Origin of the sequence: Minwuia sp. IMCC3009, from assembly GCF_029909415.1 — a bacterium.
Lineage (GTDB): Bacteria > Pseudomonadota > Alphaproteobacteria > Minwuiales > Minwuiaceae > Minwuia.
Genome location: NZ_CP123781.1, coordinates 2,329,659 through 2,342,500, shown reverse-complemented (window position 1 = coordinate 2,342,500; position 12,842 = coordinate 2,329,659). Strand labels below are relative to the sequence as shown.

The 12,842-nt window shown below is 61.4% G+C and carries 14 protein-coding genes, 1 tRNA gene and 1 other annotated feature (1 of these 16 only partly in view); of the genes, 6 read left to right on the top strand and 9 right to left on the bottom strand.

The window, feature by feature from the left end; translation table 11 throughout:
- The 6 genes from QGV55_RS11015 to QGV55_RS10990 form a co-directional block, all read right to left on the bottom strand.
- Nucleotides 1-86, bottom strand: the start of a protein-coding gene (locus QGV55_RS11015; RefSeq protein WP_281016758.1) for an acyl-CoA dehydrogenase family protein. It extends 1,189 nt beyond the left edge of the window; the window shows 86 of its 1,275 coding nt (coding positions 1-86); its start codon is at nt 84-86; its stop codon lies off the left edge, out of view.
- A 69-nt stretch (nt 87-155) separates the two neighbouring features.
- On the bottom strand, nt 156-1,562 hold the full coding sequence (locus QGV55_RS11010; protein ID WP_281016759.1) for a HAMP domain-containing sensor histidine kinase: 1,407 nt from the start codon (nt 1,560-1,562) through the stop codon (nt 156-158).
- 25 nt (nt 1,563-1,587) lie between these two features.
- Nucleotides 1,588-1,773 (bottom strand): hypothetical protein, encoded by a 186-nt coding sequence (locus QGV55_RS11005; RefSeq protein WP_281016760.1) that lies wholly within the window; start codon nt 1,771-1,773, stop codon nt 1,588-1,590.
- Between the two features lie 93 nt (nt 1,774-1,866).
- A protein-coding gene (locus tag QGV55_RS11000) for an IS3 family transposase (protein WP_281015974.1) occupies nt 1,867-3,005 on the bottom strand; the annotation gives its coding sequence in 2 pieces (ribosomal slippage) (nt 1,867-2,741 and nt 2,741-3,005; 1,140 coding nt in all).
- Between the two features lie 330 nt (nt 3,006-3,335).
- Entirely contained in the window at nt 3,336-4,073 is a 738-nt protein-coding gene (locus QGV55_RS10995; RefSeq protein ID WP_281023590.1) for a hypothetical protein, read from the bottom strand.
- Nucleotides 4,074-4,078: 5 nt separating this feature from the next.
- Nucleotides 4,079-5,307 (bottom strand): IS3 family transposase gene (locus QGV55_RS10990; RefSeq protein WP_281023579.1). Its coding sequence is split into 2 segments (ribosomal slippage): nt 4,079-5,022 and nt 5,022-5,307, totalling 1,230 coding nucleotides; the frame shifts between segments, so codons are not numbered across the junction.
- Nucleotides 4,912-5,026 (bottom strand) — a sequence feature (AL1L pseudoknot). Its footprint overlaps the gene before it by 115 nt.
- A gap of 188 nt (nt 5,308-5,495) precedes the next feature.
- Between QGV55_RS10990 and QGV55_RS10985 the strand changes: the two genes are divergently transcribed.
- Nucleotides 5,496-6,323, top strand: a complete 828-nt coding sequence (locus QGV55_RS10985) for a hypothetical protein (RefSeq protein WP_281023589.1) — start codon at nt 5,496-5,498, stop codon at nt 6,321-6,323.
- Nucleotides 6,324-6,597: 274 nt separating this feature from the next.
- On the opposite strand, the gene QGV55_RS10980 is transcribed toward QGV55_RS10985, so the two are convergent.
- Nucleotides 6,598-7,329, bottom strand: coding sequence for a DUF429 domain-containing protein (locus tag QGV55_RS10980; RefSeq protein ID WP_281016761.1), 732 nt, complete (start codon nt 7,327-7,329; stop codon nt 6,598-6,600).
- Between the two features lie 575 nt (nt 7,330-7,904).
- Nucleotides 7,905-7,980, bottom strand: a tRNA-Phe gene (locus tag QGV55_RS10975).
- Nucleotides 7,981-8,181: 201 nt separating this feature from the next.
- Here QGV55_RS10975 and infA point away from each other — a divergent pair.
- Genes infA through yacG form a run of 5 tightly spaced genes read left to right on the top strand, consistent with a single transcriptional unit; the run spans nt 8,182 to nt 11,205 of the window.
- Nucleotides 8,182-8,400 carry a translation initiation factor IF-1 gene (infA, locus tag QGV55_RS10970; protein ID WP_281016762.1) on the top strand — a complete coding sequence of 73 codons (219 nt, stop codon included), beginning with the start codon at nt 8,182-8,184 and terminating at the stop codon, nt 8,398-8,400.
- 20 nt (nt 8,401-8,420) lie between these two features.
- Nucleotides 8,421-9,005, top strand: coding sequence for a Maf family nucleotide pyrophosphatase (locus QGV55_RS10965; protein WP_281016763.1), 585 nt, complete (start codon nt 8,421-8,423; stop codon nt 9,003-9,005).
- Nucleotides 9,002-10,393: a ribonuclease E/G gene (locus tag QGV55_RS10960; protein WP_281016764.1), complete on the top strand. Its 1,392-nt coding sequence runs from the start codon at nt 9,002-9,004 to the stop codon at nt 10,391-10,393. The genes QGV55_RS10965 and QGV55_RS10960 overlap by 4 nt, the downstream gene beginning before the upstream one ends.
- 46 nt (nt 10,394-10,439) lie before the next feature.
- Entirely contained in the window at nt 10,440-10,973 is a 534-nt protein-coding gene (locus QGV55_RS10955; RefSeq protein WP_281016765.1) for a PAS domain-containing protein, read from the top strand.
- A gap of 58 nt (nt 10,974-11,031) precedes the next feature.
- Entirely contained in the window at nt 11,032-11,205 is a 174-nt protein-coding gene (gene yacG, locus QGV55_RS10950; RefSeq protein WP_281016766.1) for a DNA gyrase inhibitor YacG, read from the top strand.
- 25 nt (nt 11,206-11,230) lie between these two features.
- Here the strand turns inward: yacG and QGV55_RS10945 are convergent, their stop codons facing one another.
- Entirely contained in the window at nt 11,231-12,835 is a 1,605-nt protein-coding gene (locus QGV55_RS10945) for a peptide chain release factor 3 (protein WP_348637615.1), read from the bottom strand.
- Nucleotides 12,836-12,842 lie beyond the last annotated feature (7 nt).

Below are 12,842 nucleotides of genomic sequence, written 5' to 3'. Positions count from 1 at the left end.
TCCAGCGGTGCGATCTCGCGCCGGGTGAAATCCCCGATCCAGTCGAGTTCGCGCTGGAATTCCGGATCCGTTTCAAATGACCACATCAGTCTGCCCCTCCCACGAGATGATGCGCCGTTCATGCACCATATCGGACGGCCATGCCAACAGGTTGGCTATGCGGGGTCCGTTCCGTCGGCTCTCCGGAGCCAAAGCTCGGCGGCAAATCCGCAGCCTGGAGCCGTCTCGAATTCGAGCCGGGTGTCCAGTTGCTTGGCGAGCAACCGGCAGATGGCAAGGCCCAGGCCGACGCCTTCGATCTGCTCGAAGTTCTTTCCCTGGCTGGTATTGCGCTCGAACGGCCGGAGTACGCGTTCAAGCGTGGCTGCGTCCATGCCATTCCCGTTGTCGCTGATCCGTATGGCAACCGTATCGGCTGTGCCGCTGACGATCCGAACCCGGATCCGTGCCTCCTCACCGGCATATTTCGCGGCATTGGTCAGCAGGTTCTGCACGATCTGCCGAATGGCCCGATCATGGCCCATCGCGTACACGTGCCCGCCATCCTCGGGCTCGTCGAACGCCAGGTTCCGATTCGGATAGGCGGCCTGGACCAGTCGGGTACTGTTGCGGATGATGCCGGTCAGTTCCACCGACTCCAGATCAAGTATCTGATCGGTTCCGGACAGTTGCGAGAAATTCAGGACCTCGTTCACCAGATCCAGCAGATGGTAGGCGCTCTTCAGGACCTCTTCCGTGAAGTCGTTCTCGCCGGCGTCCTTGTTGCGGGAGTTCTTTTCCTGCATCAGTTCCGAGAAACCGATGATCGCATTGAGCGGCGTCCGGAATTCGTGGCTCATGTGTGCCACGAACCTCTCCTTGGAACGATTGGCGGTGGCCAGTTCCTCGTTCAACCGTTCGAGCTGCGTCGAGCGCTGCCGTTCACGTGAGGACAGTCTCGTCGAGATATAGAGCGTCAGAACCAGAAAGGCGAAGAGAACGGTCAACGCCACCTGGTTGAAGCTGATCGTCTGTTCGAGGGACTGGCGACGACCGGCGTCGATCAGGTTCATCCGGCGAACCAGATCGACGGAAAGCTGGTCGAGACTGGGTTCGAGCGGACGCAGCTTTTCCTGCATCAGCCGCGCATGCGCCTGTGTGTCCGACAGGTCGGCATCTTGCAGCTCACGGGCAATCTGCGCGAACTGCTCCTCGACCCGGCCGACGATGGCCAGATACGGGGGATAGTCGGCGAGTTGCGCCAGGATGACATCATCGGACAGACGCGCCACCCTGCTGGCCAGAACGTCCATGCGAAGGTGCAGCAATCCCCGGGTCGGATCATCGAACAGTGCCGCCTGGGGGAACTGGACATCATGTCCTTCGCTGACGCGCCCGGTAACATAGAGTGTCTGGTAGTATCCGACACGCAGCTCCTCGATGGCCCAGACATATTCCTGCAGCGGTTCGAGGTTCTTCTGCTGGTTGAGTGTGAGTATCTGTCCGACGAAGGCCAGAACGGCCATCAGGCAGAACAGGCCTCCGGTCGCCGAGAAGATGTTCCATGACAGATACTGCTTCATCTTGCTACGGGACCCGATTGCCGGCTCAGCGCGGTCGCACTTCGATCCGGAACAGCTGCCAGATGGCGAGGCTCTGCACCTCCTTGACCGCCGAATCCGACATGGCATCGAAGTCGAACAGTACCCAGAAATAGCCCTTGTCATCCGGTTTCTGATAGGTTCCGTCCTGGGCCCACGCGAGGAACGCCTGTTGTCTCCATTCTGGCGGCAACTCGATATTGTAGTCGTTCAGGGCAGTGAGGGAGAGGTGGTTCGGTTCGTTTGAACAGTTTCGAGCCGTTTCTTAGGTGGATTTTCCGCTTGGTTATGCCGCCACCGGGATTGGTTGCAACTTGATGTGATATGCCTGATCGGGCGTTTGCCCTTCCAGCGATGAATGCGGTCTCCTTGTGTTGTAGAAGGCCAGGTATCGGTCGATGCCCTGTCGGGCGGCTGACACGCTTTCATAGGCGTGCAGATAGACCTCCTCGTATTTGACGCTGCGCCAGAGCCGTTCGACAAACACGTTATCGCGCCAAGCGCCCTTGCCATCCATGCTGATCTGGATGTCGGCGTCCTTCAGCGCCTTGATGAAGTCAATGGACGTGAACTGTGATCCTTGGTCCGAGTTCATGATCTCCGGCTTGCCATATCTGCGCAGGGCATCATTCAAGGCCTCCAGACACGGCGCTGTTTCCAGCGTCACCGACAGCCGCCAGGCCAGAACCTTGCGGCTGAACCAGTCCAGAACGGCGACCAGATAGACGAACCCTCGGGCCATGGGAATGTAGGTAATATCCATGGCCCAGACCTGATTGGGCTGCGTCACGGCCAGCTTGCGCAGCAGGTAGGGATAGATCCTGTGACCGGGCGCAGGCTTGCTGGTGTTCGGTCTGCGATAGAGCGCCTCAATGCCCATCGTTTTCATGCAGGTTGCCACGTGCAGCCGCCCGGCCGTGAAGCCTTCCTGCCGCAGCAACCCTTTCATCATACGGCTGCCCGCGAACGGGTAGTCCATGTGCAACTCGTCAATTCTGCGCATAAGCTTGAGGTCCGCCGCACTGGTCGGGCGCGGCGCGTAATACAGGCTGCCCCGGCTGATCCCGAGAAGCCGGGCTTGCCGTGTCAGGCTCAGCCTGTGGTCCGGGCCCGTCATTTCCTTGCGCTCGGCAACAGACCGGCCTTGTCGAGCGCGCCCTCTAAAAAATCGTTTTCCAGCGCCAGCTGGCCAATCTTCGCGTGCAGGGACTTTACGTCGATCTGCGGCTCTTTCGCGGCCTTTGGCGTGTCATCGAAGACACCCGTTACGCCCTCAAGCAGCTGATCCTTCCACTGCTTGATCTGATTGGGATGCAGGTCGAACTGCGTCGCCAGCTCGCTCATCGTCCTGTCGCCCTTCAGCGCCGCCAATGCGACTTTCGCTTTGAAGGCAGGGCTGTGGTTCCGCCTGGGTCGTCTTGTCATCTTCGCTCCTTCGTCCCGGCAACGCTGCCGGATTGGGAGCAGAAAATCCACCTAACTCAACTGTCCAGATTTGTCGGGCCACCTCTTTCAAATCCTCCAGTGCGAATCAAGCACTCAGAGAATCAGGCTCTTTCATGTAATTCAATATGTTGATTAGGTGCTGACCCTAACGCGCCCACATTAGATTTGCTCTGACAATGCCTCTGATTGGTGTCGTGACCCGAGCGGTCGCTGTTCTGAGTCAAATCAAGGCCGCAATATTTCACCCCAACTGATTCACCATCGGGGAGTGTCAAAAGGTTCCGAGCGGCAAGCCAATAATGCTATGCCTCAAGGCTCAAATGCCGCGAGTACCGCCCCGGCGTGGCCTGCGACGTCGACATCAAGTTGATCCCATTCGATGAGCCATTCTCTGTAGCTACAGCCCAGGAACCGGACATCGTCGCCAGCGACCGCCGCCCCGAACCGGGCAATCTCGTCGCGATGCAACTGCAGTTTCTCCGGCGCGATTGGCCTGTCGCCGCGCTTTGCAGGTTCGGCAAAGAGGTAGAGAAGCACTGGCGCCCTGCCCCGGCGACCGCCCTCGGTCACCAGCCCAAACGCATGCTTCACAAGTTGCGCTGCGTCGAGATGAACGAACTGCTCCGCACCAGAACGCAAGCGATCCCGCATTGCCTCGAAGCGCCGCATGTTGTTGCCCCAGACAGGCCGGTCATAGGTGCCAGAAAGCTTGACCTTCTTTATATCTCTGAATGGCTCGAAGCGCTTGCTCTCGATGCCGATGAGGGTCGTTGGCGTCTGGACCACAGCATCGAGCCAGGGATGCCTTCCCCCTCGCCACGGAAACCTCGCACAGAACTCAACATCGACCATCTCAGGCGTGCCGGAATGCGTCAGACCGGGGAACGACGGCAATCGTTCCGGGCATTCGATGAACCAGCCGAAACAGTTGACCGCAAGTGCCGCCGAACTCTCTGCACTGGAGAACTTGCCTGACTCAATCTCCTTACCGCCAGCTTTCGCCAGCCTGGCAATGAAGCGTCCCGGGTTTTCCGGAGGCTGTTTCATTTGGGTCATGCGACCATATCGAGGGTCTCTCGGTCGGCATAGTAGTTTGCTTCTGCCTCGGCGGGCGGGATGTGTCCGATGGGGCCGAACAGGCGGTGGTTGTTGAACCAATCGACCCAGCGCAGGGTCGCCATTTCGACGGCCGACACGCTCGGCCATGACCTCTGGCGCCAGATCACCTCGGCCTTGTAGAGGCCATTGATCGTCTCGGCCAAGGCGTTGTCATAACTGTCACCGACGCTGCCGACCGAGGGCACGAGGTTGGCCTCCGCCAGGCGCTGGGTGTAGTTCATGGCAAGATATTGGCTTCCCCTGTCGCTATGGTGGATCAGGCCATCCTCGGGGCCGGGTCCGCGGGCATGGATCGCCTGCTCCAGGGCATCGAGCACGAAGCCTGCCGTGGCGCTGGTGCTGACCTTCCAGCCCACGATGCGCCGGGCATAGGCGTCGATTACGAAGGCAACGTAGACAAACCCGACCCAGGTATGGACATAGGTGAAGTCTACCACCCAGAGGGCATTGGGTCGGCTGACGCGGAACTCGCGGTTGACCTTGTCCAGGGGGCAAGGTGCCTTCGGGTCGCTGACCGTTGTGACCGTCGTCTTGCCCCGGCGCACGCCAGCCAGCCCCATGGCACGCATCAGCCGCTCCACGGTGCACTTGGCGACGGCGATGCCCTCGCGCCGCAGCTGGTGCCAGACCTTGCGCGAACCGTAGAGGCCGAAGCTGTTCTCGTGGACACGCCTGATCTCTTGCTTGAGTTCGTCGTCGCACCGGGCACGGGCCGGGCGTCTGCCGGGATCGGCACGGCGGGCCGCATGCTCGTGGTAAGAGGAAGGGGCGATCGCCAGTTCACGGCAGATCGGCTCGATACCCAGTTCCTCGCGGTGCGTGTCGATGAAGGACATCACCATTTGCCGTGGCGGTCGAGCTCCGCCTGAGCAAAATACGCCGAAGCCTTGCGTAGGATCTCGTTGGCACGGCGAAGTTCCTTCACCTCGCGTTCCAGAGCCTTGACCCGATCCCGGTCGCTGACAGCCTGCGCCGCTGGTCCCGCTCGTCGGCTCGCCTCCTCCCGGCACCAGCGGCGCAGCGTCTCGGTCGTGCAGCCGATCTTGCCAGCAATAGAGGTCATCGCCGCCCACTCCGACGGATAATCCCCACGATGCTCCGCCACCATCCGCACAGCGCGGTCGCGAAACTCAGGCGAAAACTTGTTCCTTGTTGCGCTCATCACAGCTCCTTCTCACAAATAGGAGCCTCCTGGAAACCCGGGACGCTTCAAAGACCGTTCCTGACGAAGACGGGGGCAGTGCCAGATGGTCCCTGGATCACCTGTTTGTGGACGAAAACGGCATACCAATTCTGGTTGAGGTCAAGCGGGCCTCCGATACCCGAGCGCGCCGGGAAGTCGTGGCTCAGATGCTTGATTATGCTGCAAACGGCGTCGCCTACTGGCCGGCGGCCGAGTTCATCGAAGAGTTCGAGCTCTCCTGTCGGGCAGACGGTATCGAGCCCGACGAGAGGCTTTCGCAATTCCTCGGCGATGAACTGGAAGGTGAAGAATTCTGGCAGCGGGTGGAAGCAAATTTGAAAGCGGGTCGGATCCGCATGGTGTTCGTGGCCGATGTGATCTCCAAGGAACTGCGCCGGATCATTGAGTTCCTCAACGAACAGATGAGACCGGCAGAGGTGCTAGCGATTGAAGTGGCTCATTATACGGATGAAGCTGGCACCAGAACCATCGTTCCGAGCGTCATCGGTAACACGGCCCGGGCAGCAAGCAACAAATCCACTTCGGGAAACAAACTGCCATCCATCTCAAATGCCGAGTGGATCGCTCAGCTTGCTGACAAATACGGCGAGCAGCATGGGATCGTCGCAGGACACATCGTCGAATGGGCCGAACGACATGGCTACGAAGCCGCCCCAACCAACACCCGGGATGCGATCGCTATTAGTGTTCAATCCAACGACGGCAAACGCGCATGGCCTTTATTTATAAGACGTTCCGGGGGGCGGCTTGAGATTGCCTTTCACTATCTGAAGTCGCGACCGGCCCTGGCGGATGTCAATGTCCGCCAAGGCTATCTAGATGAAATCCAAGCGATTCACGGGATCCAGACGACGACATCAAACCCTTCAGGAGTTCCGGCTATTTCATTGGACCAGATGTCTGAGCCAGGCGTGTTGCAGAGTTTTCTCGCTGTGGCGCACCGCATGAGCGAGGCCGCAAAACTGGCGGGGTGAGTGCAAATCCTTCAGTTGTGGCAGTTTGCCGGAAGAGGGAGACGTCGGCTCGGCATTGTCAGAGCAAATTCTGCATAGATTCAAACCTGTTTACCGCGCCCACGTCAGGTTTGCTCTGACAATGCCATCGACTTGGTTGGTCGATGTCCGGTCGAGCTGCTCCGGCGCGCGGGAGATCAGCGCTGAGGTATAGCCGCTGGATCCGAGAAACGGGCGCAGCCTGGCCTCCTTGATGTTTTGGTTCGGGCGGTCGCTGCTTATCGTCAAATGGTCCTCAAGTCGCCGCGGGTTGCGGCGCCCAAATCCAGCCTTCCGAAACCGGCGTCTCATTGGTCGGTGGCTCAAGGCGCTCTTGATTCAAATGGAAATCACGTGCGACGCGGGCGCAGATCTCTGCATCCTGTATATCTGACTCACGACCCGTTTTCGGGCCCTCTTCTGATCGCTGCCCAAGTCGGGCGCGACATAAAGCGGGATAAGTTTCGATCATTGTTAGGCAAACGCCATCAGTCCAGACACCCAGCGATATACGGTGCGGAGCGAAGCGGGATACGACATGCATGGCCTTTGTCGCCTGGCTGCCAATCATGTCCTTGATGGCCGACAAGGGGGTGATCCCCTCTGCGACCAGACGCCGTTCAGTTTGGCGGAAGAGGTAGGGATTTGCTGCAGATTGGTTGATCTCATTGATGGTATTGCCATCTGAAATTAGTCGGGCAAATGCATCCGGAAAGCCTAGCGGCGCATCAATCGCAAGCGTGGCATGTCGGGGTCTGTTTGTATGAGTAAGCGTACATAGCGTGCTGATTGAGGCCAGAAAGCTGGCAGGCGAATTCGAGCTGTTGATTGTATTGCGCAAATTCCCGCGCCAAGGCTGGCCCATGGCTTGCCTGTTTCCATCCACTACGAAGAGGGCATCGCGGCTGTTCGGGTTCCTATCGCAATTCCAGCCGCCGACATCCCAGCCAATGAACAGATGTTCGCGCGGTACTGCAGCCTCACTCATACCAACCAGACCTGACCCGTCGGCATAGTCTGCATCATATCTTGCTTGATCGCGCGGGCCTCAACGGCTTCGGCCTCTAACCTGCTCCCCTTAGACTCCGCGTTCATAAGTTGGCGCTGCTCACGTTCGACCGTCACCACAAGTGAATTCACGACAAGGTTGCTCCGAAGATATCCGTCTATTTTAGCATGCATCGGGGCATTGTCAGAGCAATCTGACCTCACCCAGATACAGCTCTGCTGCGCCGGGGCCAGATTGCTCTGACAATGCCCAAGCGTATGACGTCTGCACAGATCGCAGAGGCGCATCGGCGCGCCCGCGAATGGACCGAGGCGTTTGAGAACCGGAAGCGCTAGTCACTCCCCATCCTCGTCGTCCAAACCGCTACCCGAAAGCCCAATTTTTGTGGCGACGTATCGCTAAGCTATTGAAAGAAATCGTAGCGCGAGAAGGATTTGAACCCCCGGCACGCGGACTATGTGCGAGAGTGCAAGATGGCCGTTCGCCGTTACCCGTGTCGTTACCCCTGAGCCAGCAGAACACTTGGCAATGCACAGTTAACCTATTGAAATAAATGGTGCCCAGGGGCGGATTCGAACCACCGACACGCGGATTTTCAGTCCACTGCTCTACCAACTGAGCTACCTGGGCATCGCCGCTCTGGCTGATGGGGGCCGATCCGGGATCGGTACCTTGGCGAGCGGTCGGGAGGATATAGCCGAGAGCCGCAGGCCTTGCAACCGCCCTTCGACAGGGTTGTGCTTGATTCTGGTGGGCGATTTCATCATGTTGCGCGCCAAGCGGTCGGGTCGTGATGACCTGTCGCGCCGGGTTTCCTGAACAGGGTGCAGAATGGCCAAGGAAGAAGTTCTCGAATTTGAAGGGCATGTTGCCGAACTGCTGCCGAACGCGATGTTTCGCGTGCAGCTGGACAACGATCATGAAGTGCTGGCCCATACGTCGGGCAAGATGCGCAAGAACCGCATCCGGGTGCTGGCTGGCGACCGGGTGATGGTGGAAATGACCCCCTATGACCTGACCAAGGGTCGTATCACCTTCCGCTTCAAGTAAGCGCCGGAACAGGGCGGCAGATGCCACGCCTGATCCTAGCCTCCGCGTCGCCGCGTCGGCGCGATCTTCTGCGTCAGATCGGCCTGCTGCCGGACGATATCATTGCCGCCGACCTTGACGAGACGCCCTTGCCGGATGAAGCGCCGCAACGACTGGCGGAACGTCTGGCCCAGGCCAAGGCGGGGCACGTTCAACCCGGTTTCCCCGACGATTTCGTGCTCGCCGCCGATACGGTGGTGAGCTGCGGCCGCCGAATCCTGCCCAAGACCGAATCGCGGGAGGCTGCCGCCGCATGCCTGCGTCTGCTGTCGGGACGGCGGCACAGGGTTACCACAGGTGTCGCGCTCTATGCCCCCGGCGGGCGGATGAGCAGCCGCCGGGTGACGACGGTCGTGCGTTTCAAGCCACTCTCCGGCCCCGAGCAGCAGACATATCTGGATAGTGGGGAGTGGCAGGGCAAGGCCGGTGGCTATGCCATCCAGGGGCTGGCAGACGCCTTTGTCGCCAGTCTGAACGGCTCATGGTCCAATGTTGTCGGGCTGCCGCTGCACGAGACGGCGAATCTGCTGACCGGGCTGGGCTATCCCGTCTGGACGCGATCATGAAACAGGGCCTGTTCATCGACCGTGGCCCCTTCGAGACCCGCGTCGCGCTGATCGAGCGGGAGCGGGTCGCCGAGATTCATCTGGAACTGACCGGTGAACCGCCGGTCGCCGGAGCGGTCTGGCGGGGCCGTGTGACGGATCTGATGCCGGAACTGCAGGCGGCTGCCGTCGATCTCGGGCAAGGCGTCACCGGGTTCCTTCGCGCTGCGGATGCGCGCGTTCTGGACGGGACCGCCACGGACAAGCGTGTTCCCCTGAAGAAGCTGCTGCGACGCGGACAGACCGTGCTGGTGCAGGCGGTACGGGGTGCGGCGGACGGCAAGCAGGTGCGCCTGAGTGCCGACATCGCGCTGCACGGCCGCTATGTCAGCCTGTATCCGGTGCGACAGGGGACAGAGGTGCCGAAACGGATCGGCGATCCTGACCAGCGGGAATCACTGCTGGAGATGTTCGCATCGCTCGATCCCGATGTGCGCCTGGTGGCCCGGCCGGCGGCAGCCCGTGTCGACCCCGACCTGGTGCGTGCCGATGCCACCAGGCTGATGGCCGAGTGGGACGAGATCAGTGGCGTGGACGGCCCGGTGCCTGCGCGGCTTCGCGATGCGCCGGATCTCCTGCAGCGGGCCCTGACGGAACTGGCGCCACCCGCGCCGGAGACCATTGCGGTCTCGGACAGGAGCCTGTCGGCGGATCTGCGCCCATTGGCCAAGCGACTTGCGCCCGACCTTGTCGAGCGGGTGAGCCTGGCGCCACCGGGTCAGGGCCTGGAACTGGACCAGGTGCTGGATGAGGCACTGGCGCGGGAAGTGGGACTGCCTGGCGGCGGACGGATCGTCATCGAGGCAACGACCGCCCTGACTGCAATCGACGTGGACAGTGGTGGCGCGCGCGGTACCCCTGTCGATCACAACATGCGTGCAATCGCGGAAATCGCGCACCAGATCAGGCTGCGCCGTATTGGCGGGCCGGTCGTGATCGATTTCATTTCCATGCGGGCCGGCAACGAACGCAAGCGGGTCGAGGCCGCCCTTCGCCGCGCGTTCGAACGTGATCCGGTGATGGTGGATGTCGGCCAGGTCGACCGTTTCTCGCTGGCGACACTGGTACGGGGCAGGGGGGAAGCGGGGCTTGCCCGGCAACTGCTGCACCAGACCTCAGAACAGTCCCGGCTGCGGGAAGGTGTTGCAGCCGCCAGAGTCCTGAGGAAGGTCGCCGCGGAGCTGGAAGGTGTCGGGCTGTTGCCCGTGACACTGTCGCTTTCCCTGCAGCTTCAGCCGGTCATGGATGCTGATGCGGTGGAACAGGCGAGTGCGTTCCTGGCGCGCCCGGTGAGCTTCGTCTTCGAAGCGCGCGACATCGATAGCTTCGCGATTGCGCGGACACGCTGAACCGACTGCTCATTGTGGCACTTCCGCGAATATGAGAGAAAGAGCCATGACCGGGAACACAGTCCAGACGCCGAAGCTTGCAGACATGGATCCCCGCCTGCATCGGTTTCTGGATGTCTGGCGGGCCGCACGTGGTGATGCGACCGTGCCGTTGCGCAAGGCCTTCGATCCCACCTCGGTGCCGTCACTGCTCTCCAACATCTACATCTATCGCTTCCATGAGGATGCTGGCGACTACGTCTGTGAGCTGGCCGGAGAGCATGTGAATGACGCCTATGGCCGGGCGATCAGGGGCGAAACCCTGTTGCAGATTGTCGGGGCCAGGGACCATCCGGTGATCACAGAGCGTTGGGAAAGGATCCTCGGGGTGCCCTGCGTGCACTACGGCACCGCCAATGAAATCCTGTCCAACGCGCGGTTGACTCAGGCGGAGCGGCTGCTGCTGCCCTTCGCATCGGCTGCGGACCAGCCTGCGGACACGATCATCGGTGTGGGGCTCTATTCCTCCCGACGCAGATGGCCCGACCAGCCCCCGCTGTTGCCGTCCGACATTGTCCAGATTCCCTGTTCGGAGATATGATCGGTCCGAACAGCGTGATGCACGCGTGTCGTTCCACCCAGGATGCCGAGGCCATTTGATGACGACCCGATGCCCGATCTGTTCCCGCCCGACCGAGCAGGCCGTGCGGCCCTTCTGTTCCAGGCGCTGTGCCGATGTCGACCTCAAGCGCTGGCTGTCGGAGGACTATGTCCTGCCCGGTACGGAGCCTGCGGACTTCGACGATCTGGAGCCGGGTGACCTGCGCCACTGAGCAGGCGTGACAACCAGCCGGACAATCAGGCGGCCAGATCGCCCACGCCGGGATCCTTCGTCGCCATGAAGCGCACATCGGCCCAGTCCTGCTGGGCGCGCTCCAGGTGCCAGGCGTTGCGCGCCAGGAAGACCGGATCGCCCTCGTGATCATCGGCGATGGAGGCACCGTTCTCGTCACCGAAGCGCTTGATCATGTCCGCGGTGTCGGCGAAGACCCAGCGCGCGGTGAACAGTTCCGTCGACTCGAACCGGACCGGCAGGTTGTATTCGGTCTTGATCCGCTCCGCGAGCACATCGAACTGCAGCGCACCGAGCACGCCGACCACCCAATCCGAACCGATGCGTGGCCGGAAGACGCGGGCGACGCCTTCTTCCGCCAGTTGCTTCAGCGCCTCGCCCAGGTGCTTGGCGCGCAGGGGGTCGGTCGCGCGCACCCGCTGCAGCAGTTCCGGCGCGAAGCTGGGCACGCCACGGAAGCGGATTTCCTCCCCCTCCGTCAGCGTGTCACCGATGGAAAGCTGGCCGTGATTCGGAATGCCGATGATGTCGCCGGGCCATGCTTCTTCCGCAGTCTCCCGGTCGCCGGCGAGGAACATGACCGGATTGTGGACGGCCAGTTGCTTGCCGGTGCGGACATGTTTCAGCCGCATGCCGCGCTTGAAGTGGCCCGACACCAGCCGCACGAAGGCGACGCGGTCGCGGTGCTTCGGATCCATGTTCGCCTGCACCTTGAAGACAAAGCCTGAAACCTTCGGCTCCGTCGGCTGGACCGTGCGGCTGGTGGTGATCTGGGCCCGGGGGGCAGGAGCGTCGCTGCCGAGCGTGTTCATCAGGTCCTGCACGCCGAAGGCATTCACGGCACTGCCGAAGAACACCGGCGTCATGTTGCCCTCGCGATAGGCCTGTCCGTCGAAGGCGGGGCAGAGTTCGCGTGCCATGCCGGCCTCTTCGCGCAACTGCTCCGCCGCGCGTGCGCCGAGCTGGCTATCCAGTTCCGGATCGTCCAGTCCCTTCAGTTCGGCGGTGATCTCGCCCTGCTTCTCGCGGCTGCGGGCCATCAGCACCAGCCGGTCGCGCATCAGGTCGTAGCATCCCTGAAAATCGCGCCCCATGCCGATGGGCCAGTTGGCGGGAGTCACGTCCAGTGCCAGATCCTGCTCGATCTCGTCCATCAGTTCGAACGGGTCGCGGGCTTCGCGGTCCATCTTGTTGACGAAGGTGATGATGGGCACGTCCCGCAGCCGGCAGACCTCGAACAGCTTGCGTGTCTGGGACTGGATGCCACGGGCCCCGTCGATCACCATGATCGCGGAATCGACGGCGGTCAGGACCCGGTAGGTATCTTCCGAGAAGTCCTCATGCCCCGGCGTGTCCAGCAGGTTGAACGTGTGCGGACCATAGTCGAAGGTCATGACGGAGGCGGACACGGAGATGCCGCGGTCCTGTTCGACCTTCATCCAGTCCGAACGTGCGCGGCGCTGATCGCCACGCGCCTTGACGGCACCGGCCATCTGGATCGCACCGCCGAACAGCAGCAGCTTCTCGGTCAGCGTGGTCTTGCCGGCGTCGGGATGGGCGATGATGGCGAAAGTCCGCCGCCGCCCGGTTTCTGTCTCCAATGCATTCATGCGCGGG

What these genes read in the sequence shown, in the direction of transcription:
- QGV55_RS11010 (WP_281016759.1), bottom strand. Translation starts at nt 1,562, where the DNA reads ATGAAGCAGTATCTGTCATGGAACATCTTCTCGGCGACCGGAGGCCTG.
- QGV55_RS10995 (WP_281023590.1), bottom strand. Translation starts at nt 4,073, where the DNA reads ATGAAACAGCCTCCGGAAAACCCGGGACGCTTCATTGCCAGGCTGGCG.
- QGV55_RS10985 (WP_281023589.1), top strand. Translation starts at nt 5,496, where the DNA reads ATGCTTGATTATGCTGCAAACGGCGTCGCCTACTGGCCGGCGGCCGAG.
- QGV55_RS10980 (WP_281016761.1), bottom strand. Translation starts at nt 7,329, where the DNA reads ATGAGTGAGGCTGCAGTACCGCGCGAACATCTGTTCATTGGCTGGGAT.
- infA (WP_281016762.1), top strand. Translation starts at nt 8,182, where the DNA reads ATGGCCAAGGAAGAAGTTCTCGAATTTGAAGGGCATGTTGCCGAACTG.
- QGV55_RS10965 (WP_281016763.1), top strand. Translation starts at nt 8,421, where the DNA reads ATGCCACGCCTGATCCTAGCCTCCGCGTCGCCGCGTCGGCGCGATCTT.
- QGV55_RS10960 (WP_281016764.1), top strand. Translation starts at nt 9,002, where the DNA reads ATGAAACAGGGCCTGTTCATCGACCGTGGCCCCTTCGAGACCCGCGTC.
- QGV55_RS10955 (WP_281016765.1), top strand. Translation starts at nt 10,440, where the DNA reads ATGACCGGGAACACAGTCCAGACGCCGAAGCTTGCAGACATGGATCCC.
- yacG (WP_281016766.1), top strand. Translation starts at nt 11,032, where the DNA reads ATGACGACCCGATGCCCGATCTGTTCCCGCCCGACCGAGCAGGCCGTG.
- QGV55_RS10945 (WP_348637615.1), bottom strand. Translation starts at nt 12,835, where the DNA reads ATGAATGCATTGGAGACAGAAACCGGGCGGCGGCGGACTTTCGCCATC.